Origin of the sequence: Streptomyces griseiscabiei (assembly GCF_020010925.1) — a bacterium.
Classification (GTDB): domain Bacteria; phylum Actinomycetota; class Actinomycetes; order Streptomycetales; family Streptomycetaceae; genus Streptomyces; species Streptomyces griseiscabiei.
In genome coordinates, this window is record NZ_JAGJBZ010000002.1 from 1,135,315 (window position 1) to 1,155,582 (window position 20,268).

Below are 20,268 nucleotides of genomic sequence, written 5' to 3' on the forward strand. Positions count from 1 at the left end.
GAACCGGTCCCCCTACCCGTGTGAGGATCCCCTCAAGCCGGGGATCGGCGGCGGGGCGGGAGGGGGACGGCACGGATGACCTGGTACTTCGGACTCGGCATCACGGGGGTCGTGCTGCTCGCCCTGTCGCTGGTCTTCGACGGGGCGCTGGAGGGTGTGTTCGACGGCGTTCTGGACGGGGCCCTGGAAGGGTGGCTGTCGTTGCCGGTCGTCGCCGGGTTCCTGGGGGCGACCGGCTTCGGCGGAGTCCTCGCGACCGAGGTGCTGGACGCGGGTCCGGTGCTCGCCACCGGGTGCGGAGTGCTCCTCGGAGCCGGTGCGGCCTGGGTGACGTACCGCTTCGGGCGGGCCCTGATGCGCGAACGGACGGCCGTCGCACCGCGGGGTGAGGATCTGGTGGGCACCGCGGGCCGTGTGGTGACCGCCATTCCGCCCGACGGGTTCGGCGAGGTGCTGCTGCGGCGCGCCGGCCAGCCGGTGAAGTGCGCGGCGCGCAGCGCGGGGCCGGTCGCCCGGGGCGCCGAGGTGTGGGTGGAGGCGGCGCCGACCGCCACGTCGGTGGTCGTACGCCCCGTGGACGGCTGAGCCCTTCCTGCCCTCCTCCCTTCCCCTCCCTTCTTCTCTTCGTCTTTTCCTTCTCTCTTCTTTTCTTGTGTGATTCGGGGGTATTTGTCATGAGTTCTGTCGTGCTCGCGGTGCTGGGGGTCGTCGTACTGCTGGTGCTGCTGGCTCTCGTCGTGGTCACCCGTTACAAGGTGGCCGGTCCCAGTGAGGCGTTCATCGTCACCGGGCGGCGGGGCAAGCAGGCCACCGATCCGGAGACCGGGCGGGTGTTCACCGACAACAGCGGGCAGAAGGTCGTGGTCGGCGGCGGGGTGTTCGTCGTGCCGTTCGTGCAGCAGCGGTTCACCCTGGACCTGTCGTCGCGTCATATCCCGGTGGCGGTGCGCGGCGCGGTCACCCTGCGCGGGATCAAGGCGAACCTCGAAGGTGTCGCCATCGTCAAGGTCGGCGGCACCGAGGACTCGATCCGGGCCGCCGCCCAGCGGTTCCTGATGCAGCAGGACGGCATCGTCGGCTTCACACAGGAGGTGCTGTCGGGCGCGCTGCGGGCCATCGTCGGCCGGATGTCGGTGGAGGACGTCATCCGGGACCGGGCCGCGTTCGCCGGTCAGGTCGCCGAGGAGGCGGAGGCCAGCCTGTCCGGGCAGGGCCTGGTCCTGGACGCCTTCCAGATCCAGGACATCACCACCGAGGGCTCCTATCTGGAGGACCTCGGCCGTCCGGAGGCCGCGCGCGCCAAGCAGGAGGCCGACATCGCCGAGGCCGTCGCGCGGCGTGCCGCCGAGCAGGCCCGGCTGAAGGCGGAGGAGGAGATCGCGGTCGCCCAGCGGACCTTCTACCTGAAGCAGGCCGAGATCAAGGCCGAGACGGACTCCGCCGCCGCGCAGGCGAACGCGGCCGGGCCGCTCGCGGAGGCCGCGCGTCAGCAGGACATCCTCACCCAGCAGGAGAAGGTCGCCGAGCGGCAGGCGGCGTTGAAGGACCGTCAGCTCGACACCGAGGTCCGCAAGCCCGCCGACGCCCAGCGGTACGCGGCCGAACAGGAGGCCGAGGCGCGGCGGGTGGCCCGGGTCAAGCAGGCCGAGGCCGAGCGGCTGGCCGAGATCGCGGGCGCCCAGGCGGAGGCGGAGCGGGCGCGGCTGACCGGTGAGGGCGAGAAGCAGCGGCGTACGGCGCTGGCCGAGGCGGAGGCCGTCGAGGGGCTCCGGCAGGGCGAGTCCGAGCGGGCGCGGCGGGCCGCCATCGCGGAGGCGGTACGGCTGGAGGGCGAGGCCGAGGCGGCGGCGATCGGTGCGAAGGGGGCGGCCGAGGCCGAGGCGATGCGGCAGAAGGCCGACGCGTTCGGGCGGTACGGCGAGGCGGCGGTGCTGCAGATGCTGGTCGAGGTGCTGCCGCAGGTCGTCGCCAAGGCGGCCGAACCGCTGGCCGCGGTGGACAAGATGACGGTGATCTCGACCGACGGAGCCGCGCGCATTCCCCGCGCGGTCGCCGACAACGTCGCCCAGGGGCTCGAACTCCTCGGCTCCACCACGGGGGTTGACCTCGCGGAACTCCTGAAGGGCGTCGTGCGGGGCGGTTCGGCGGCAGGGGGCCGCGAGGCGCGGGGTGGTTCGGCGGCAGGGGATCGCGAGGCGCGGGCCGGTGACAACGGCAAGGTGGAGATCGGCGAGTGACAGGATGAGCCTGAGGTAAAGGGAAATGGGTAGCGCTTTACCTATTGTGTGATTTTACCTTTTCGTATTGCGCTAGAATCCCTTACCAAGCGCTAACGCTCTGGTGAGCGCTTATTTGCTCATTCGTTCGAGTGGTGGTCGGCGGTTCAGCCGACGGCGTGTTGGGGGGCGTGACATGGGCCGAGTACTCCGCGTGCGCGTCGTGAACGCCGCTCGCGACGCCGTTCCTGATACCGGCCGCGCCGCGGGCCCGGGCGACCGCCCCGCGCACTGACACCCTCGCCGTCCCAGAACCCCGACAGCGGTTCCCCGACTGCCCGATCCCCTCGGGCAGTCGACGGCATGTCACGCATGCGAACGCCACCCCTGTGGGAACCCGTGTGCCCGTACCCGTAGCCGCACGTGACCCATGCGATCCACGTGACCCACGCGCTCTTCCGCGCATCCGAACTCGCACCAGGCACAGACGCCGTCACCGCACTCGTCAACGGAGGACAGACGCCCGTGCACAACACCACAGCCATGCTCATCGAACTCGGGGCGATCATCCTCGCCCTGGGTCTGCTGGGCCGCCTCGCCGGACGGGTGGGCTTCTCACCCATACCCCTCTATCTGCTCGCCGGACTCGCCTTCGGCCACGGCGGCATCCTTCCGCTGCAGGCCAGCGAGGAGTTCGTCGCCACCGGTGCCGAGATCGGCGTCATCCTGCTGCTGCTTCTGCTCGGCCTGGAGTACAGCGCCTCCGAACTCGTCACCAACCTCAAGACCCAATACCCCTCCGGCGCCGTCGACTTCGTCCTCAACGCCGCCCCCGGCGCCGCGATGGCGCTGTTGCTCGGCTGGGGGCCGGTCGCCGCCGTCGCCCTCGCGGGCGTCACCTGGATCTCCTCCTCCGGCGTCATCGCGAAGGTGCTCGGCGATCTGCGCCGCCTCGGCAACCGCGAGACCCCGGTCGTGCTGAGCATCCTCGTCCTGGAGGACCTCTCCATGGCGGTGTACCTGCCGATCCTCACCGCCCTGCTCGCCGGGGTGAGCCTCGCGGGCGGCGCGCTCACCCTGCTGATCGCGCTGGGCACCGTGGTCACCGTCCTCTATGTCGCCCTGCGCCACGGCCGGTTGATCAGCCGCGCCGTCTCCTCCGACAACGCCGAGATGCTCCTGCTCGTCGTCCTCGGGCTCACCCTCGTCGTCGCCGGGATCGCCCAGCACCTCCAGGTGTCGGCCGCCGTGGGCGCGTTCCTGGTCGGCATCGCGCTCTCCGGCGAGGTCGCCGAGGGGGCCAGCAGCATCCTGACCCCGCTGCGGGACCTCTTCGCCGCCGTCTTCTTCGTCTTCTTCGGCCTGCACACCGACCCCGCCGACATCCCGCCCGTCCTGCTCCCGGCCCTCGCGCTGGCCGCCGTCACGACGGTGACGAAGATCGCGACCGGCTACTGGGCCGCGCGCCGCGCCGGGATCTCGGTCAAGGGCCGCTGGCGCGCGGGTGGAACGCTGGTCGCGCGCGGCGAGTTCTCCATCGTCATCGCCGGCCTCGCGGTCGGCGTCGAGCCCCGCGTCGGTCCCCTCGCCACGGCCTACGTCCTCATCCTGGTCGTCCTCGGCCCCCTCACCGCCCGCTGGACCGAGCCCCTGGCCCACCGGCTCACCCGCCGCGCGCCGGCCCGCGCCCGGGAAGAGGCCCGGGAAGAGCCGACGGTGCGACCCGAGTCCTCGCCCGAGCCCTCGACCGAGGCCGTGCACGCGAACGCCTGAGCCCGACGCGCCGCCCGTCCGGGGCGGCGCCACGGCCACCGGAAACCGATCGCCCTCGATCGAACGGAACGGGGAGGACATGAACGGTCAGCAAGCGAACGGTCAGTACGCGAACGTTCAGCAGATGAACGGCGGGAACAGGTACACCGGGAACGGGGGAGGGGGCGGCCGGGCCGTGAACGGTCGCGGCACCGGTGCCGGGAGTCCGGGGGCACGGAGGGCGGCCGGTCGTCAGGGTGCGACGGCCGACGAGGGTGCGGTGGGCGGACAGGGCGGGGCGGCGGCGGGTCGAGGCGCGGTAACCGGGCAGGGAGTCGTGGCCGGTCGTCCTCCGACCGCGAGGCCGTCGGCCGGTCGTGTCCCGGCCGACCGTTCCTCGGCCGGTCGTGTCCCGGCCGACCGCACTTCAGACGGTCGCACTTCAGACGGTCGCACTCCGGTGGGTCGCGATCCGTCGGTACGCGATGCGTCGGGTCGCCATGTGGCCGGCCGCACCCCGGCCGCGGGCCCACCGGCCGAGCGGTGCCTGTCCGCGCCCGCACCGGCTGAGGGGCGTCCGCCCGGGGCCGTCCAGGTCGACCGGAGTCCGTCCGCGTCCGCCCCGGCCGGGTTTCTCGACGGCTTCGAGCAGATGCTCGCGGACGCCGCGCCCACCGGCCGGCGGCTCACGCGGGACGAGATCGAGTCGCGGCGGGCGCTCGGGGCGCGGGCGGCGGAGGCCGGGCACGGCTGGCGTTCGCTGGTGCGGGCGCATCTGGCGGCGGGCCGGGACAACTGGCCGAGGGCGGCCGACCCGGACAGCGTCCTCGCCGTCATCGAGCAGGCCGTGGACGCCTTCGCCGACGGCTACGAACGCGCCCAGCGGCTCGTCGTCCGCAAGGAGGAGGCCGCCCGCCGGGAGTTCATCGACGACCTCCTGCACGGTCGCGGCGACCAGGGCCAACTCTCCGCCCGCTCCGAACGGTTCGGCCTGCGGCTGTCCCGCGCGCATGCCGTCGCCGTGGCCGAGGGACCGGAGAAGTACGACGAGACCGACCCCGTACCCCGCCAGGTGGCGAGCGACCTGTTCGCCCGCTTCGAGAACCGCCGCATCCTGTTCACCACCAAGGACGGCCGGATGGTGTGCATCGCCCCCGGCGACCAGGACGACGTCCTCACCCACTTCGCCAAACGCGTCTACGCCGCCACCGGCCGCGCCCAGGTCGCCATCGGCCGCTCCCGGCCCGGCACGGTCGGTATCGGCCACAGCTACGAGGAGGCCCTCAACGCCCTGGACGTGGCCCAGCGGATGGGCCTGGAGGAGCCGTTGCTGCGCGCCGCCGACCTGCTGGTCTTCCCCGTGCTGGCCCGGGACCGGCAGGCACTCGTCGACCTGGTGGGCAGCACGCTCGGCCCGCTGGAGCAGGCGCGCGGCGGAGCCCAGCCCCTGCTGGACACCCTCACCGCGTACTTCGACACGGGGTGCGTGGCCGCCTCGACCGCCCGGCGGCTCTCCCTCAGCGTGCGGGCCCTCACCTACCGGCTGGCCCGCGTCCACACCCTCACCGGCGCCGACCCGAGCGACCCCGTCGACCGCTACACCCTCCAGACCGCGGTCCTCGGCGCCCGTCTCCTCGACTGGCCGACCAGACCCCTGAACCCCATGGAAACGGCTCCCTAGAGCCGGGGGACACCGGCCACCGGTGGCCGGTGTCCCCCGTGTCCTGGTTTGACAGGGCGGGCGGCAGGGGGCGAGGGTTTTGGCGTACCCGCTGGTAGCTCCAAGACTGGTCCGTGACCGATGTGTTCCGGCGGAGTGCCGTGCCGGGGACTCGGGTGCCGGGTGCTCGGTTGCTCGGGTGCCGGGTGGTCGCGTGAGGAACGCGAGGAATACGGGATGGGCCGGACGTGACCAGTGCCATGCGCGAGACGGGTGCCCTGCCCGCCGTCTTCACCAGTTTCGTGGGGCGGCAGCGGGAGACGGCCGAGGTACGCCGGCTGCTCGGCAGCGCGCGGCTGGTGACCCTGACCGGCGCGGGCGGGGTGGGCAAGACGCGGCTGGCGCTGGAGGTGGCCACGGCGTCGGCCCGGACGTTCCCGGGCGGGGTGTGGCTGGTGGACCTGGCCCCGGTGCGTGATCCCGCGCTGGTGGCGGAGGCGGCGGCGGTGGCGCTCGGGGTGGTGGACCAGGGCACCCGGCCGGTGCTGGAACTGCTGGCGGCGCGCGTGTCGGGGCGGCGGCTGCTGATGGTCCTGGACAACTGCGAGCACCTGGTGGAGGCGTGCGCGCAGCTGGCCCAGCAGTTGCTGACGGTCGCCGCCGAGGTGCGGATCCTGGCCACGAGCCGGGAGACGCTGCAGCTGACGGGGGAGCATGTCGTCGCCGTCGCGCCGCTGCCCCGGGACGAGGCGGCCGAGCTGCTGGCGCAGCGGGCGGCGGCCGTACGGCCGGGTTTCCGGCTGACGGAGGCGAACCGGGCGGCGGTCCACCGGTTGTGCGCGGACCTGGACGGATTGCCGCTGGCGATCGAGCTGGCCGCCTCCCGGCTGCGCACCCTGGCCGTGGAGCCGGCCATCGAGCGGTTGGCGGACCGCTTCGCGCTGCTGACGGCCGGCAGCCGCGCCGCCCGACCGCACCAGCGCACCCTGCGCGCGGCGATCGACTGGAGCTGGGAGCTGTGCGGCCCCGCCGAACGGCTGCTGTGGAGCCGGCTGTCGGTCTTCGCCGGCAGCTTCACCCTGGAGGCGGCCGAGGGCGTCTGCGCGGGCGAGGGGCCTGTGGTGGGTACGGGCGGCCGTGCCGGCGAAGGGTCCGCGGCGGGCGCGGGCGGCCGTACGGGCGCCGGTCTCGCGGCGGGGGAGGTGCTGGACGTGCTGGACCGACTGGTCGCCCAGTCCCTGGTCGAGCACGCGGGCACCGAGCAGCGGCCCCGCTACCGGCTGCTGGAGACCATCCGCCAGTACGGCTGGGAGCGGCTGGCGGACGGGACGGAGAGGCAGCGGATGCGGCGACGGCACCGCGACCACTACCTCGCCGTGGCCGAGCGCTGCCACCAGGACTGGTTCGGCCCCCGCCAGGCGGAGGTCCTGACCCGGCTGCGGGCCGACCACAGCAATCTGATCGCGGCGCTGGAGTACCCGACGACGGCGACCGACGAGGCGGCCCACCCCGCCCCGGACGAGGACCGGCAGGCCGCGCTGTCCCTGGCCTCCGCGCAGGCCGTGGCCGCGCACACCGCGCTCGGCGACCGCTCCGGAGTGGTCGCCTGGCGGTGCGCGCTCGGCGCCGCCCAGACCCTGGACGGAGACCCGCGCGCGGCCGACACCTGCGCACAGGCGCTCGGCGACACCGAGGAGCACGGGGAGCGGTGGGCCCGCGCGCATCTGCTGATGGTGCTGGGCAGGCGGGCATGGGAGCTGGGGGAGCAGACCGAGGCCAAGGAGCGGACCCTGTCCGCCCTCGCCACCCTGCGGGGTTTCAGCGACAACATCGGTGTCGCGAACATGGCCGAGCAGCTGGCCTGGATCACCGCGTCGGCGGGTGACCACCGGCGGGCCGCCCGGCTGCTGGGCGCGGCACGGGCCCTGCGCGAGGACATCGGCCTCACCGTCGCCGCGGGCGGCCCCCACCACGAGAAGTACCACGCCCGGTGCACGGCCCAGGTCCAGGAGGCCCTGGGCCCCGCCGGCTGCGAACAGGCGCTGGCGGCCGGCGCCGCGATCGACGGCGCCGACCGGATCATCGCCTACGCCCTCGGCGCGGGGACGGGGACGGGTCCGGGTCCGGGTAGTACGGGGGTGGGCACGGGGACGGTCACGGGCGCCGGCACGGGCGTCGGCATCGGCACCGAACCGGCCGTTTCGCAGGCCGGGGCCAGCGGGCTGACCCCCCGGGAGGAAGAGGTCGCCGCGCTGGTCGCCCGGGGCATGACCAACCGCAGGATCGCCGCCGAGCTGGTGCTGTCCCCCCGCACCGTCGACAACCACGTCAACCGCATCCTGACCAAGCTCGGCTTCTCCTCCCGGGCCCGGATCGCCGCCTGGTGGGCCGCGAAGTAGGTACCCACGGGCCCCGGACAGGTACCCGTTGAGCAGAACTGCTCACGACCCGGGGCCGTCCCCGGGCCGATGCTGGTGACACGGCGCCAGACCGGTGCCCGACCAGCAGACCGCCGAGGAGTTCCCCCATGCCCCTGGCACGCATCGACATGATCCGCGGCCGTGATCCCGAGTCCGTCCGCGCCGTCGCCGACGCGGTGCAGCAGGCCCTCATCGAGGTGCTGCACATCCCCGAGCGCGACCGGTTCCAGATCATCACCCAGCACGACCCCGACGAGATCGTCGCCCTGGACGCGGGACTCGGCTTCCAGCGCACACCGGGCACGGTCATCGTCCACATCTTCACCCAGCGCGGCCGTTCCACCGGGGACAAGCAGCACCTGTACAGGAAGCTCGCCGAACGGCTCGCCGCCGCCGGAGTGGACGGCAAGGACCTGTTCATCAGCTACTTCGAGAACGGCCCCGAGGACTGGTCGTTCGCCGACGGCCGCGCCCAGTACATCGAGGGCGACCTCCCCGTACCGGGCCACTGAACCCCGTACCGCGCCCCCGTCCTGCCACCTCCCCCCCCCACCTCACCCCGGACCCTCCACCGAAGGAATCCGCATGTCGCACCACCTCGACTCGCCCGCCGCCCGTCAGGACGTCCGGCTCGACATCACCGACTTCTACGTCTTCCGCGGTGAGCGCGGCACCGTGTTCGTCCTGAACGTCAACAACTCCATCACTGGCCCCGACGCCCCGCACGGCTTCCACCACGAGGGCCGCTACGAGTTCCGGATCGACACCGACGGCGACGCGCGCCAGGACCTCGCCTACCGGTTCACGTTCGGTGAACCCGGCGCCGACGGCGAACAGTCCTGGACGCTGCACCGGCTGACCGGCGCCCCGTCGTCCGACGACGCCACCGGGATCGGGGCCGGCACCGAGGTCGTCACCGGCGTCACCGGCGTCACCGGCAGGGAGGCCGCCGGGGGCGGTGGCGGGGGCGAGCGGGTCTGGGCCGGTCGCGCGGGCGACCCGTTCTGGATCGACCACGACGTCCTGGTCGCCGTCGGCGAGGCGTTCGGCCACGGCGAGCGCGTGGACCTGTCCGGCTGGGACCGCGGCAAGGCCACCAACGTGTTCGCCGGGCAGACCGTGCACTCCATCGTTCTGGAGATCCCCGACGAGGAACTGCTCCGGCAGACGGGCGGCGCGCACACCCTGGGCACCTGGGCGGTGAGCATCCTGGCCACCGACGCCGGGGGCTGGCGGCAGATCCAGCGCGCCGGCCACCCGATGTTCCAGCCGCTCTTCAGCCAGCACGACCCGGACCTCGGCGACCGCTACAACACCACCCGGCCCGACCAGGACCGGGAGCTGTACGCCGACCTGATCGCCGGCCGGATCGCCGACGTGGTCGCCGCCCACGGCGCCGCCGAGGACGCGCGCACCGCCGAGGACGCGCGCGCCTACGGGGAGGTCATGACCGGCTTCCTCTTCCCCGACGTACTGCCCTACCGCGTCGGCAGCCCGGCGGTGTACGGCTTCGCCGGATGCAACGGCCGCACCCTGACCGACAGCGTGGTCGACGTGATGTTCAGCCTCGCGACCAACACCCCCTTCGACGCCGGTCTGACCAAGGACTGCGTCACCGCCCGCCCGACCAACACCTTCCCCTATGTCGCGCCGGTCGCGCGCACGGCCGAGTGACGGAGCGATCGAATGACACTCGTACCCGACAACAGCCTGATCACCGCCACACCGGAGGAAGGGCGTGCGCTGGCTCTGAAGATGGCGCGTCTGGTGATCAAGGCGACCCAGCCGGACGACGCGGTGCGCGGCAGACTGCGCCCGGTGTACGCCGAGAACCCGGACTCGCTCATCGCGATCGGACATGTCGTGGCGGTCGAGTTCGCCACCATCGCCGCCGCGAACGGCTACTGGCGCGAGGCGGCGGCGGAGTGATGTGCGGTGGGTGAGGTGCCGGGCCGCGCGAGTGCCCTCATGGCGGGCGAGCTGCTTCCGGAGCCGCTGCTGAAGGAGACCGTCGACACGATGGTGCGTCTGGTGGAGTTCGCCGGCGCGCTGGTCATCCTCGTCGGCGCGCTGTGGGCGTTCGCGCGGCTCCTGACGGCGGGGGCGCGGTGGGGACGGCGTACCAAGGCTTCCCCGGCGGGGGCGTGGGAGCCGCGGTGGGAGTTCAACCGCGTCCGGCTGTCCCTCGGGCGCTTTCTCGCGCTGGGCCTGGAGTTCCAGCTGGCCGGGGACATCCTGCGTACGGCCGTCGCGCCGACGTTCACGGAGATCGGGCAGCTGGCCGCGGTCGCCGCCATCCGGACCGTCCTGAACCACTTCCTGGGCAAGGAGATCGAGCACGAGCGCAGGGAGGTCGAGCGGATGCCGGGCGACGGACCCGCGGTGATTCCGGCGCCCCCGTCATGACGGGGGCACTGCATCAGGCGGCCTCGCTGGTGACCCTGCTCGGACTGGTCTCCGCCGTCCGCGTCGGTCTCCGTCTCCGCCGGGTCCAGCCCACGGTCGCGCTGCTGTCCGACTTCCTCCTCGCGGCGGGGCTGATCCGCCTCGCCGCAGAGCCGTCGTGGCGGTCCCTGGCCACCGCCGCGGCGACCGCCGCCGTCAGAATGCTGCTCAACGCGGGCCTGCGCGCCTCGGCTTCCCGCCGGTGACCGGCTCCCCCCAGAGATGCCGCCGCACTCCACCCTGACCCGCTAAGTGGCAGGTCAGGCGAGGTGCGGCGGCATTCGCTCGTCAGATGTCCCGGAAGAGACCAGCCAGGGCCGTGACCTGCCTCGACGGGCGGTCGCGAGTCGCTGACCTGCGTGAATGACCTTTCGACTGTTTCACACTCGTACTCGTCGATGCAGCCGGAAGTCCCAGAAAAGTCCCAGGGAACTCCCACGGCCCCTCGCCGCTCTTTCGGCTCTATATAGGACGTGTGGGTGCGGGTGGGCTGGTGTTCCCCACACACCGCTGGGCCACCCTTGGCGCACCCAGTGCAGCACAGCGACCAACGAGCGAAGGCGTGGCCAAGAGACGAGGGAAGTCGAAACGTGCACAGGGCTCCGGTGGTTGGTGGCCCAAAGGATCGCCTTACAAGGTCTCGGTTGGAGCCTGATCGGCTGCTCATGGCATGGCGAAATTCGTGCGCTCTCCACGGCGTGACTTCGACGCCGTCGGCGTACCCACGGCGAACGCACCGACGACCACCTCGCAGCCCATGGCCCTGCCGACGCGGCGTCGCGCCGACTTCGACGCCCGTTCACGACACTGCGCGACGCACACTTGGGAGTGCCTCCGGTTATCCCCGGCGGATCCAATCGATGCCGAGGTGGCCGAAGAGCGCGGTGCCGGCGCGGAAGGTCAGGTCGTGGGTGCGGCCGGTGGTGTGGGAGCGGGCGGCGTGCGCGTGGTTGTCGTCGTGGAGGGCGCTGTTCTGGCACGAGCCGGCCCACGGGCGCGCGGCGGGCTGCCGCTGGGTGACCGGCGGGGCGGCCAGGCCGGGTCACCAGGGGGCCGGGCCGCTCGCGCCGGGGACGTTCTCGACGGCCCCGTGCCTCCCTTCCGACAGGTCAGCCGGACGACCGACCGGGCCGGCCTGGCACACCGCGCGAGGGATGATGGGGATGGAATAACGGACACGAGGTCAGGAGCTTCCATGGCGACGCGGGTTCACCGACCCCGCGAGGACGCGGAGTTCAATTTCATCCTCGGGATGAGCGGAGTTCCGGTCCTCGCATACTTCACCGGGACATGGCCCAAGGCAATCGAGCCCTGCCGGGTGATGGACCTCGTCATGGGTGGCATCGCCGACGACTACACGGGCCGCCTGACGGCCGTCCGCGCCGACATCACGCGTTGTCCGGCCGCAACCGAGCGATACGGGATCACCGGCGCCCCGTCCTACGTCCTGTTGAAGGAGGGAGAGGCGGTGGCGTCCGGCACGGGACCTATGACCATCGCCGAGGTACGGAAGTTCCTGGACGGCCACCTCTGAGCGGCCGCTGCGGCACGTGGCCGCGACGCCCGTCACGTCTCGTCTATGGGAGCGGCGCCGCCTGAGACCCCTTGGGGCTGAGACACCCCCGCAGGTCACATAACTCCGTCCAGCACGGTGGCGTCCGGCGGCACGGCCCCGGCCACGACCTCCGGAAACGCAGGCCCCATCTCGGTGCCGCGCCTGGAGCGCAGCACCGCCCGACCCGCATCGACGGAGACCAGCGCGCCCGGAACCCATCCCATTTCGGTTCTGCGTTCCGTCGTGTCCAGGGCAGTCGTACGAGGCGGTGTCGGGACGGTGGCCCGGCCCGGCCAAGGAGTACGTCATGTCGAAGAACCACCACCGCCGCGCAGAATGCCCGCAAGGCGAGCCGGAGCACGCGCCCGGCATCGCCACGATTCCGCCCCCCACCGCACCACCGATAACAGCAGGTACCGGGTGCCGGACTATCCGCCGTGTCAAAGCGGCATCTCCGCACCGTTGTTCTGGCTGGCCTGGTTCATCAGAGGAGCGCTCGATCGGAGCCGGTGTCCGCGAGGAGTCGTGCGGTCTGCGGGGACGGGTAGTGCAGTCGCAGGGACGTGTGGGTCTCGGCGGCGTGCCGCGACGCGTCGAGGAAGACGCGCAGGCCGCTGGTGTCGCAGAGGCCGACGGTGGTCAGGTCGACGTCGATGGTGGTGATGCCGTCATACAGGCACCGCTCCAGGACGGTCCGCACCTGGGGCGCGGTGACCGGGTCGATTTCGCCGGCCAGGGTGATCAGTGCTCGCGCGCCCCGGTCGTGCCGGTAGATGTTCAGCTGCGGAAGAGTCATGATGCCTCGGTTCATGGGCCCCGGCCGCCACTCGCAGATTCGATGGCCTGGTGACGGAAACCGGCTGGTCACCTGTGGTGAGTGGTACGGCTGCGTCGGCGGCGGGGCGGGAAGCGGCCACGGCCCCCGTCGCGGTGGTCCCAATGCTCGCCGGAGGTCGGCGACTGGGACCGGCCGGGTTCCACCGGTGGTAGCGGCGTGCCGCATCCGCGGCGGCCGGGCAAGGCGGCGCTGTAGCGGTGCGCGGCGATTCTGTCGGCGTGCTCGATGTTGAGCCGGTGGATCACGTATGCCGCCGCTGCGATGAGGACGATGAAGGCGGCGGCCGTCAGGAAGGCGTTCATGGCGGCCGCCTCACATACCGACGATCAGGCGACTGGGCCGACTGGTCCGACTGGGCTGGTGGGGGACGGCCGCGGACACCGTCCAGGCGCCGCCCTCGTATTCCCATGCCTCGTCCGGGTCCAGTTGCTCGTCGGTCGCGCCGACGCCGTGCCGGGCCTCGTCCGCGGCGATGAGCGCGCTCGCGGTCAGGGGCGGGCCGTCGTAATCGGACGCGGCAGCCATCAGCCGGGCCGCCGACTCCGCTCCGGTCTCGGGCGGGATGATCAGCAGGTCCCAGCGGCCGGTGCCGTAGGAGAGCAGCAGCAGTTTGTGCGGGTCGATCTCCGGGGTGAACCAGCCGACCTTGACGATGTGGCCGTCCACGGGAACCTGGCGCGGGATGACCGGCCAGTACGTCGGGTTGACGGCGATGCGCGTGATGCGGCCCCACAAGGGGTCCAACACGTCGGTCAGCGCGGGCAGTTCACTCAGCAGATCCCGGGAGCGGGGCCACCAGGCACCGTCCAGGAGTCCACGGGAGGCGCCGTCCGTCTTCAGGGCGAGACGCGTGGCCGGGGTTGCGACGGGCTCGGGGTGCGGCAGGGTTGGGTGCAAGGTCGCCGACATGATGCGGACCCGTCTCCGGGCCGCCGCTGCGGCGGCCCGGGTTTCATGGTTCGCCGAGAACGACCCGGCGTGGAAGCCGGTGTGCGAAATGCCCTCGGTACTGTCGACACTACTCCGCGCTCGGCCGCGACGCGGAGGAGTGGCCGCCTAGATGTGGAGCAGTCTCTGGGTGATCTCCCGGTACTGCCTCAGGGCGTGCCGAAGTTCGTCGGACTGTGCGTCGGGGTTCTGGCCCTGCCAGCCGGAGCGCAGGAGACGCCGTCGTTTCGCGGGAGCGTTCACGAGCTGTGCGCTGGCTTCGTCGTAGGCGCTCTCGGCCTCTTCCAGCGCATCGAGCGGGGTGTCGGCGAAGGTGTTGAGGGCGTGCCGGAGGCGGTCGGCGATCTTGTCCTGTTCGTCCGACGGGAGCAGCGGCTCCGGGCTCGGGCTACGGCGTCCGGCCCGGCCCGGCCCGGAGTCTGACCGGCGGACTGCCGGGCGCGTATCTGGTCGTACATCATCGGGGGCCACTTCCGTTCCGCCTGAAGGCGTCCTTGGTCTTCTCGACGGCCTGTTTCAGGCTTCCGGAGACGCGGTCGTTCCTGCCTCGGCGTTGCAGTCGCCTGTTGCGGGTGACCCGGCCGAGCTCTTCCGTGATCCTGCCCTTCATCGTCTGCGCCTGGTTCCTGATGCTCCGTGCAACGATCATGGCCGGCCTCGCTATTGTCCGGTGGGTGGCTCCTCGCGGGGAACGAGCGAGGCGGAACGGCGGAGTGCTTCGCCGTGTGTTCGGCAGGTGCGTGGCCCGGCGCCCTGCGGCCTTCCGCGTCCGGCGACGGTCCGTGGCAACGCGGTGGTTACGCGATCCGGGCCGCCTCGTCACGGCCGGGGCGGCGGCGCACATGACCGCATCTCCGCTGCCGGCCGGTCGGGCCGTCCGGTGTCGGCGTCGGACGATGTGGAGGGGGTGTCGACCAGTTCCGCCGCCAGGAGAGCGGTCGCGGTCGACTGCGGGGTGGTGCTCGCGCTCGCGGCGGCCATCAGCCGGGCGGCCGACGGGGCGCTGACCTCCGGAGGTATCACCAGGAGGTCCCAGCGGCCCGACGTTCCGGACAGCAGCAGGATCTTGTGCGGGTCCCGCTCCGTGGTGAACCAACCGACCTTGACCACATGGCCGTTGACGAAAATCCGTTGCGGGATGACCGGCCAGTAGCGGGGGTTGACGGCGATACGGGTGATCCGCCCCCACAGCGGGTCCAGGACGTCGGCCAGCGCGGGCAGTTCGTCGCTGAGGTCACGGGAGCGGGGCCACCAGGCGCCGTCCAGCTCGACCTGCCCCGGGGAGGGGCTCACGGGTTTGAGGGCGAGGCGGGCGGTCGGGATCTTGAAGGGCACCGCGCGCGGGGAGGAATGGTCGGTGATCGCGGACATCGTGCGAACCCGTCTCCGAACCCCTGCGCGTGAACAGTTGTCCGGTGCCGTTGCTCACCAGGAACGGCACCGGTATCGAAGCCGGTGCGCGAATTGCTCCCGATGGGTTCACGCTACTCCCCGAAGAGGCCGAACGGACCGCTCCCGGAGATCCCCTCACGTCCGGCGGCCGTCCTGGCCAGAGGAGCGGCTGGTCTCCAGCCAGGACCGCGCCGGTTCTGCCGCGCTGGTGGTGTCTACGGTGAGCTCGAGGCGGGTCCCTCCCTCGGTGTCCGCTGGATAGCTGCGCTGCTCCGTGGTGGCGAAGCAGCGACGGAGAACCTCCGCGACCCGGCGGGCGACCTCGGGGGAGGCGGCGACGATACGGACGTCGACGTGTCCGTCGGGGGGCGTTTCCTGGGGCTGCATGACGACCGTTCCCTCTTGGGCGTGGATCCGTGGACTGGATCTTTCACCCTACTCCGGCCTGTGTGACCAGCGAGCTTTCCGACTGCTGCGGGCCGCGGAGTACCGTGAAGCGAGGAAGTCACTCCGTATCTCTCGCAGACAGGCGGGCGTCATGTCTGACTCCGGTTCCCCGCGTGTGACCAGGCTCCTGCCGGACGCCGTCCATCAGGCGGTGAAGCCGGGGACGGCTGTCGTACGGCTACAGACCACGCATGACCGGCGGGGCGTCCTCGACGGGGCGTGGTGGCCGTGCTCCCGTGATATCGCAGCCGAGCTTCCCGCCCTGATCTCCGCTCTGACCGAGTACCTCGGGCCGCTCACGCGCGTCGGTCTGGACGCCGGAGCCTGGGACGCGCTGCCGACGCGACTGCTCGTCGACGACCGCGTCGTCCGCATCGACTCCTTCCCGATCGGCGACGACACCGTCCTCATCACCAGGGGTGATCAGGACTACTTCTCCCTCCTCGTCATCCCGCCGCACGCGACGCCCGAGGCGGCACGCACCGCGATGGCCGAAGCCGTCCGCGCCGACAACGTCACGCGAGCCGAACAGATCCTCATCAACACCGGTACCGGCCGGGCGGCGCCGAAGACTTGACGCCGGTCAGCCGAGGCGGCCGTCGTGTCAGTCCGGTGCCGGCGCCGGGATGACCGTGCTGTCGAAGGCGCCTGGGGATTGTCGGCGCACACTGGTGGGTGCCGGATGGATCCGATTCGCGTCCGTGACGTGCTCGTGGGACCGGGTGCCACCCGGCCCCACGATTGAAGGAGGCGATTCACGGTTCAGCCAACCGTGAGGCCCACAGTCCGGGTTCCGCGAACCGGCACCTGCAAACAGTCTCAGGGCAATCCAGCCGCCTGCCATAGCGGCCCGGTCTGCCGCGAGCCGCCCACGCACGCACCATGTAATGACCGGCAACGAGCGCATCCCGCTGAGCGACACGGCCGCGTCACCCGGCAGCACGCTCTCGCGAGACCATCGTCGGTCGCACGAGCACGCCAGCCCGTGGCTCTGTTCCGAACCGCGAACTCGATGCCAGGGTTCCACGGTTTCGGCGTCCCAGACCCGCCGCCCTCGGCGGCGAGGAGACGCACGCCTGCGGAAAACTGCACGACGGGTCAGCAAGAGGACGTTCGAATCCTGGGGTCCGGGGCAGGCGTCCCCTGGCGGACCGGAGCCGCCTTCCGCGGGGGAGCCGATTGCGGCCCCGGCCCCAGTCCTCAGGGCCCGGTTGCGTTGAGGCTGAATCCCGCTCGCCCCAACGGCCGTGAGGACCATCCCGCGACGGCTCGCGTTGGCGGGAAGCGCGGGTGTCCGCGCACAGGGTGACCGCCGAGTTCGCCGGCCCAGGGCGGTGGTCGTCCCCTTCACCTGTCCCAGCTATCTGGCTGGCGCACCCGCCCGGCGACAAACTGGTCCGTACGGCATCGGCCTCTCTGTCCGCGCTGGGCAGCGCAGTCCGCACCGGACCGCTTGCCGCACGCGCTTGACCCCCGCCGGGACCCACGAGATCAACATCGAGGTTTCGTCACCTCTTCTCGCGCCTGACCGTCCGCCCCGGCCGCCATGAGCGGTTCCGCGGCCTCCTCGGTCGTATTAGGTGGCACGACCATCAGGTCCCAGCGTCCCTGGCCGGGTGCGAGAAGGACGATGGTGTGCGCGGCAGACGCCGTGAGGGTCCGGTGCAGCTGTACGACCTGGTTGGAGACGAGCATCCGGCCGGGCACCGCGGACCAGGTCGCCCCGTTGACCGTGACGCTGGTGATATGGCCCCACGCGCGCGGCAACCCGGCGAGCAGCTGGGGGAGTTCGGCGAGCAGGTCGTACGAACGAGGCCACCACGCTCCATCGATGGGGCGGGGCATGCCGCCGCGCGGTGCCAGGCGCAGGCGAAGGAGAGGATGGGAGGGAAGCGGGGGCTGTAGTGCGGTGGTCATGAGATCTCCTGCCAACTGCCGTACATGGGTGAATGGTTGATGTCAGGCGCGGCGGGTGGCGACGCGGACCGGACTCGGCCGACGGGTCGAGCCGGCCGCGGTCGACGCCGCTGGTGGGGTCGGCGTGGTGGTGGTTGTGCCCGCTCTCGCCGAACGAGAGCAGGGTCAGGGCGACGAGGCACAGCGCCGGGAAGGGGGACGTCCCTGTCGTAGCCCTGGGGCAGCGGGACGGTGTCCGACGGCGTGACCGTCGTGGACGTGGTCGGACTGAGCGGCATACGGGGCTCCTCGGCCTGGATGCCGGTGGCGCGGCCGGGCTCGCGGGCTGCCCTGGGAGGACGGGTGGCGTGCTGCGGAAGGAAGGTGGGCCCGGTGGACCCGAACACGAGGCGACGGTCCGGGGCGGCCGGTCTCAGTTCCGGCATACGGAAGTCCTCGTCTTCTCCACCGTACTCCCGCCCGTGTCACAACCGCGTCGGTTCGCAAGCGGCATCGCGTTGACACGGGTTGGCAACGGGTTGACCGCCCTGCACGACTGGGGGCCATGCCGCTCCGCGAATCCGGCACGACGCACAGGAAGCAGGAAGCGCACGATGATGAACGACCAGACATGAGCCCCACGGCCGGCGGACCAGACCCGCGGCGTCACCGAAGGCCGAGCCCCTGATCTGGCATCGCGGTTTCCGTCGGACGAGCGGGACAAGATCACCCAGAGCTCCGCGAGGCGCCGCCGCGCGGCGGCTCGGGACATCGGTCGCAGGAGGGCTGGGCACCGGACGCACCGACGCTACGGCCGCGACTCCGCCAGGATCTCCTCGTGGGCGTGCGGGTACTTGGCGGTGCGGTGCTGGAAGGCGAGCACCTTGGGGTTTTGGACGACGCCACGGCGGATCTCGATGGCGTGCCGGATCGTGTCGTCGGTGTCCCAGCCGTCGGGGCCCTGGAGCACGATGTCCAGATAGGGCAGGAGGGCCGCGCTGTTCTCCCAGGTCGCGGAGTTCCACAGGTAGGAGGGGCTGTGGTCCACCGCGTAGTACCTGACGTGGTCGCCGACGGTGAACATCGGGTCGGTGAAGGTGGTGGGCCGGGCCCATTCGAAGCCCATGCCCTCGTCGCAGGAGACGTCGATGACCAGGGTGCCGGGGGCCAGCTTGGGCAGGTCCTCGTCTATCAGGAACATCAGCGGCGCGTCGGTGTCCTGCAGCACGCAGTTGACGATGATGTCGTGCCCGGCGAGGAACTCGGCCAGCGGCAGCGGGCCGTCCTCGGTGAGGGCGACACTGCGTCGCGGGTCGAGGGTGTCGTCGGCCTTGTCGTGGTCGAAGTGGACGATCCGCGCGGAGTGGATGGGGGAGCTGACGGCGGTGACGCCACGCGCGGTGAGCACGTCGACGTCGTGCACGCCCAGGGCGCTGAGCGCGGTCACCGCGCCGCGGGCGGTCGCGCCGAAGCCGATGACGACCGCGCGCTGCCGCCGCCCGTAGTCGCCTGTCACCCCGGTCAGCTGCATGGCGTGCAGGACCGAGGAGTAGCCGGCCAGCTCGTTGTTCTTGTGGAAGACGTGCAGGTTGAAGGCGCCGCTGCGGGTCCAGTGGTTCATTGCTTCGAAGGCGATCAAGGTCAGCTGCCGGTCGATGGCGGTCTGGGTGAGTCTCTCGTCCTGGACGCAGTGCGGCCAGCCCCACAGGATTTGACCCTCGCGCAGTTCCGCCAGGTCTTCGTGGAGTGGTTTGGCCAGCAGGATGACATCGCAGTCGGCGATGAGTTCCTCGCGTGTGCGGAAGCCCGCGACGAGCGGGGCGAGCCGGCTGTCCGGGACGCCGAAATGTTCTCCGTAGTTTTCCTGGAGGTAGATGCGCTTGCGGAGACCGGCGTCGATGCGGTCGAAATGGGCGGGGTGAACGGGCAGACGATGCTCGTTTTCCTTGCGGGTCTGCGACATGATTCCGAGCGTGAGCTGCTGCAAAATGCCCCTTTGGTTACTCCCTGTGTAGCACACCGGGGCAAGCCGGCAGCCGGCCGCGACGGGCGGGGCCAGGGGCAGGCGCACGGGCGGGAGCCGAGTCCGGGCGACATATGCGTGTCTCCGTTCGCTTCCGAGCGGCGGCATCCGTCTCTGCGGGGATCGGGGTCGCCCGGTGCTGGTCAGCACCGTCGGGTGCGGCCTCGGTCGACGCTCGCGCGGGCCTGAAGGCGCTACGGCCCGACGACAAACAGCGATTCCCGTGAGAGCGTTTGCCGGAGGACGTCCGGCACCATGCAGATGAGAGGGCCGATTGGGCTGTCCCGCTGTTCTCCCATCCTGCCAAGCCCGCCGACGAAATACGACGACACCGACATGCGCAACGTCGACCCCCGCTGGCAGCCCGACAACTTCGAGAAGAACGTCGAGGCCGAGGGCAGGCTCGGCGACCTGGCCGCGGCCAAGGGCGTCATAGTCTCCCAGCTGGCCCTGGCCTGGCTGCCCACCCGGGGTGAGCACGTCGTGCCGAGCCTCGGCGCCCGCAGCGTCCAGCGCATCGAGGAGAACGCCGGCGCCGTCGACGTCTCTCTGACCGGGACCGACCTCGCCACGACCGACGAGATCCTGCTGCACGACGGCTTCGGCGCCCGCTACGCCGAGGAACACGCGCCCGTCTCGATCTGAATCCGCGCCAGGACCCGAGCCGCTCTTTCGG

21 protein-coding genes are annotated in these 20,268 nt (G+C 71.6%); 13 read left to right on the forward strand and 8 right to left on the reverse strand.

Translation table 11 applies throughout. The annotated features are described in order from the left end of the window. Nucleotides 1–75 precede the first annotated feature (75 nt). From J8M51_RS22370 to J8M51_RS22420, 11 genes are all read left to right on the forward strand, one after another. Nucleotides 76–585, forward strand: coding sequence for an NfeD family protein (locus tag J8M51_RS22370; protein ID WP_086757412.1), 510 nt, complete (start codon nt 76–78; stop codon nt 583–585). 89 nt (nt 586–674) lie between these two features. Continuing rightward, nucleotides 675–2,237, forward strand: coding sequence for an SPFH domain-containing protein (locus tag J8M51_RS22375; RefSeq protein ID WP_086757414.1), 1,563 nt, complete (start codon nt 675–677; stop codon nt 2,235–2,237). A gap of 504 nt (nt 2,238–2,741) precedes the next feature. After that, complete coding sequence (locus J8M51_RS22380) at nt 2,742–3,989, forward strand: cation:proton antiporter (protein ID WP_086757420.1); 1,248 nt, start codon at nt 2,742–2,744, stop codon at nt 3,987–3,989. 631 nt (nt 3,990–4,620) lie between these two features. After that, nucleotides 4,621–5,649, forward strand: a complete 1,029-nt coding sequence (locus tag J8M51_RS22385) for a PucR family transcriptional regulator (RefSeq protein WP_086757422.1) — start codon at nt 4,621–4,623, stop codon at nt 5,647–5,649. Between the two features lie 227 nt (nt 5,650–5,876). Next, nucleotides 5,877–8,027, forward strand: coding sequence for an ATP-binding protein (locus J8M51_RS22390; protein ID WP_256965146.1), 2,151 nt, complete (start codon nt 5,877–5,879; stop codon nt 8,025–8,027). Between the two features lie 128 nt (nt 8,028–8,155). Next, nucleotides 8,156–8,560, forward strand: coding sequence for a tautomerase family protein (locus J8M51_RS22395; protein WP_086757418.1), 405 nt, complete (start codon nt 8,156–8,158; stop codon nt 8,558–8,560). Nucleotides 8,561–8,633: 73 nt separating this feature from the next. Next, nucleotides 8,634–9,722, forward strand: a complete 1,089-nt coding sequence (locus J8M51_RS22400) for a DUF4331 family protein (RefSeq protein ID WP_086761072.1) — start codon at nt 8,634–8,636, stop codon at nt 9,720–9,722. Between the two features lie 12 nt (nt 9,723–9,734). Beyond that, nucleotides 9,735–9,977, forward strand: coding sequence for a hexameric tyrosine-coordinated heme protein (locus J8M51_RS22405; RefSeq protein ID WP_086761074.1), 243 nt, complete (start codon nt 9,735–9,737; stop codon nt 9,975–9,977). 39 nt (nt 9,978–10,016) lie between these two features. After that, on the forward strand, nt 10,017–10,454 hold the full coding sequence (locus tag J8M51_RS22410; protein WP_086761096.1) for a DUF1622 domain-containing protein: 438 nt from the start codon (nt 10,017–10,019) through the stop codon (nt 10,452–10,454). Further along, the gene (locus J8M51_RS22415; RefSeq protein ID WP_086761076.1) at nt 10,451–10,699 is read left to right on the forward strand and encodes a DUF1622 domain-containing protein; all 249 of its coding nucleotides are present in this window, start codon (nt 10,451–10,453) and stop codon (nt 10,697–10,699) included. The genes J8M51_RS22410 and J8M51_RS22415 overlap by 4 nt, the downstream gene beginning before the upstream one ends. A gap of 989 nt (nt 10,700–11,688) precedes the next feature. Continuing rightward, nucleotides 11,689–12,027, forward strand: coding sequence for a thioredoxin family protein (locus J8M51_RS22420; protein ID WP_086761080.1), 339 nt, complete (start codon nt 11,689–11,691; stop codon nt 12,025–12,027). A gap of 505 nt (nt 12,028–12,532) precedes the next feature. Here the strand turns inward: J8M51_RS22420 and J8M51_RS22425 are convergent. From J8M51_RS22425 to J8M51_RS22450, 6 genes are all read right to left on the reverse strand, one after another. After that, entirely contained in the window at nt 12,533–12,844 is a 312-nt protein-coding gene (locus J8M51_RS22425; RefSeq protein ID WP_086761082.1) for an STAS domain-containing protein, read from the reverse strand. A gap of 68 nt (nt 12,845–12,912) precedes the next feature. Continuing rightward, nucleotides 12,913–13,188: a hypothetical protein gene (locus J8M51_RS22430; protein WP_086761084.1), complete on the reverse strand. Its 276-nt coding sequence runs from the start codon at nt 13,186–13,188 to the stop codon at nt 12,913–12,915. 10 nt (nt 13,189–13,198) lie between these two features. Next, a complete protein-coding gene (locus J8M51_RS22435; RefSeq protein WP_256965998.1) occupies nt 13,199–13,795 on the reverse strand; it encodes a DUF5994 family protein in 597 nt (198 codons plus the stop codon). Between the two features lie 147 nt (nt 13,796–13,942). Further along, a complete protein-coding gene (locus J8M51_RS22440; protein ID WP_317852984.1) occupies nt 13,943–14,305 on the reverse strand; it encodes a hypothetical protein in 363 nt (120 codons plus the stop codon). Nucleotides 14,306–14,653: 348 nt separating this feature from the next. Continuing rightward, nucleotides 14,654–15,205: a DUF5994 family protein gene (locus J8M51_RS22445; RefSeq protein WP_256966000.1), complete on the reverse strand. Its 552-nt coding sequence runs from the start codon at nt 15,203–15,205 to the stop codon at nt 14,654–14,656. A gap of 156 nt (nt 15,206–15,361) precedes the next feature. Then, the gene (locus J8M51_RS22450; protein WP_086761090.1) at nt 15,362–15,613 is read right to left on the reverse strand and encodes a hypothetical protein; all 252 of its coding nucleotides are present in this window, start codon (nt 15,611–15,613) and stop codon (nt 15,362–15,364) included. Between the two features lie 151 nt (nt 15,614–15,764). Here J8M51_RS22450 and J8M51_RS22455 point away from each other — a divergent pair, with 151 nt between their 5' ends. Next, complete coding sequence (locus tag J8M51_RS22455) at nt 15,765–16,250, forward strand: DUF5994 family protein (RefSeq protein WP_086761092.1); 486 nt, start codon at nt 15,765–15,767, stop codon at nt 16,248–16,250. A gap of 914 nt (nt 16,251–17,164) precedes the next feature. Here J8M51_RS22455 and J8M51_RS22460 read toward each other — a convergent pair. Next, nucleotides 17,165–17,590: a DUF5994 family protein gene (locus tag J8M51_RS22460; RefSeq protein ID WP_086761094.1), complete on the reverse strand. Its 426-nt coding sequence runs from the start codon at nt 17,588–17,590 to the stop codon at nt 17,165–17,167. A gap of 787 nt (nt 17,591–18,377) precedes the next feature. After that, nucleotides 18,378–19,556 (reverse strand): N(5)-(carboxyethyl)ornithine synthase, encoded by a 1,179-nt coding sequence (locus J8M51_RS22465; protein ID WP_086757986.1) that lies wholly within the window; start codon nt 19,554–19,556, stop codon nt 18,378–18,380. 297 nt (nt 19,557–19,853) lie between these two features. On the opposite strand from J8M51_RS22465, the gene J8M51_RS22470 reads away from it, so the two are divergent. Further along, nucleotides 19,854–20,237, forward strand: coding sequence for an aldo/keto reductase (locus J8M51_RS22470; RefSeq protein ID WP_256965313.1), 384 nt, complete (start codon nt 19,854–19,856; stop codon nt 20,235–20,237). Nucleotides 20,238–20,268: the final 31 nt, after the last annotated feature.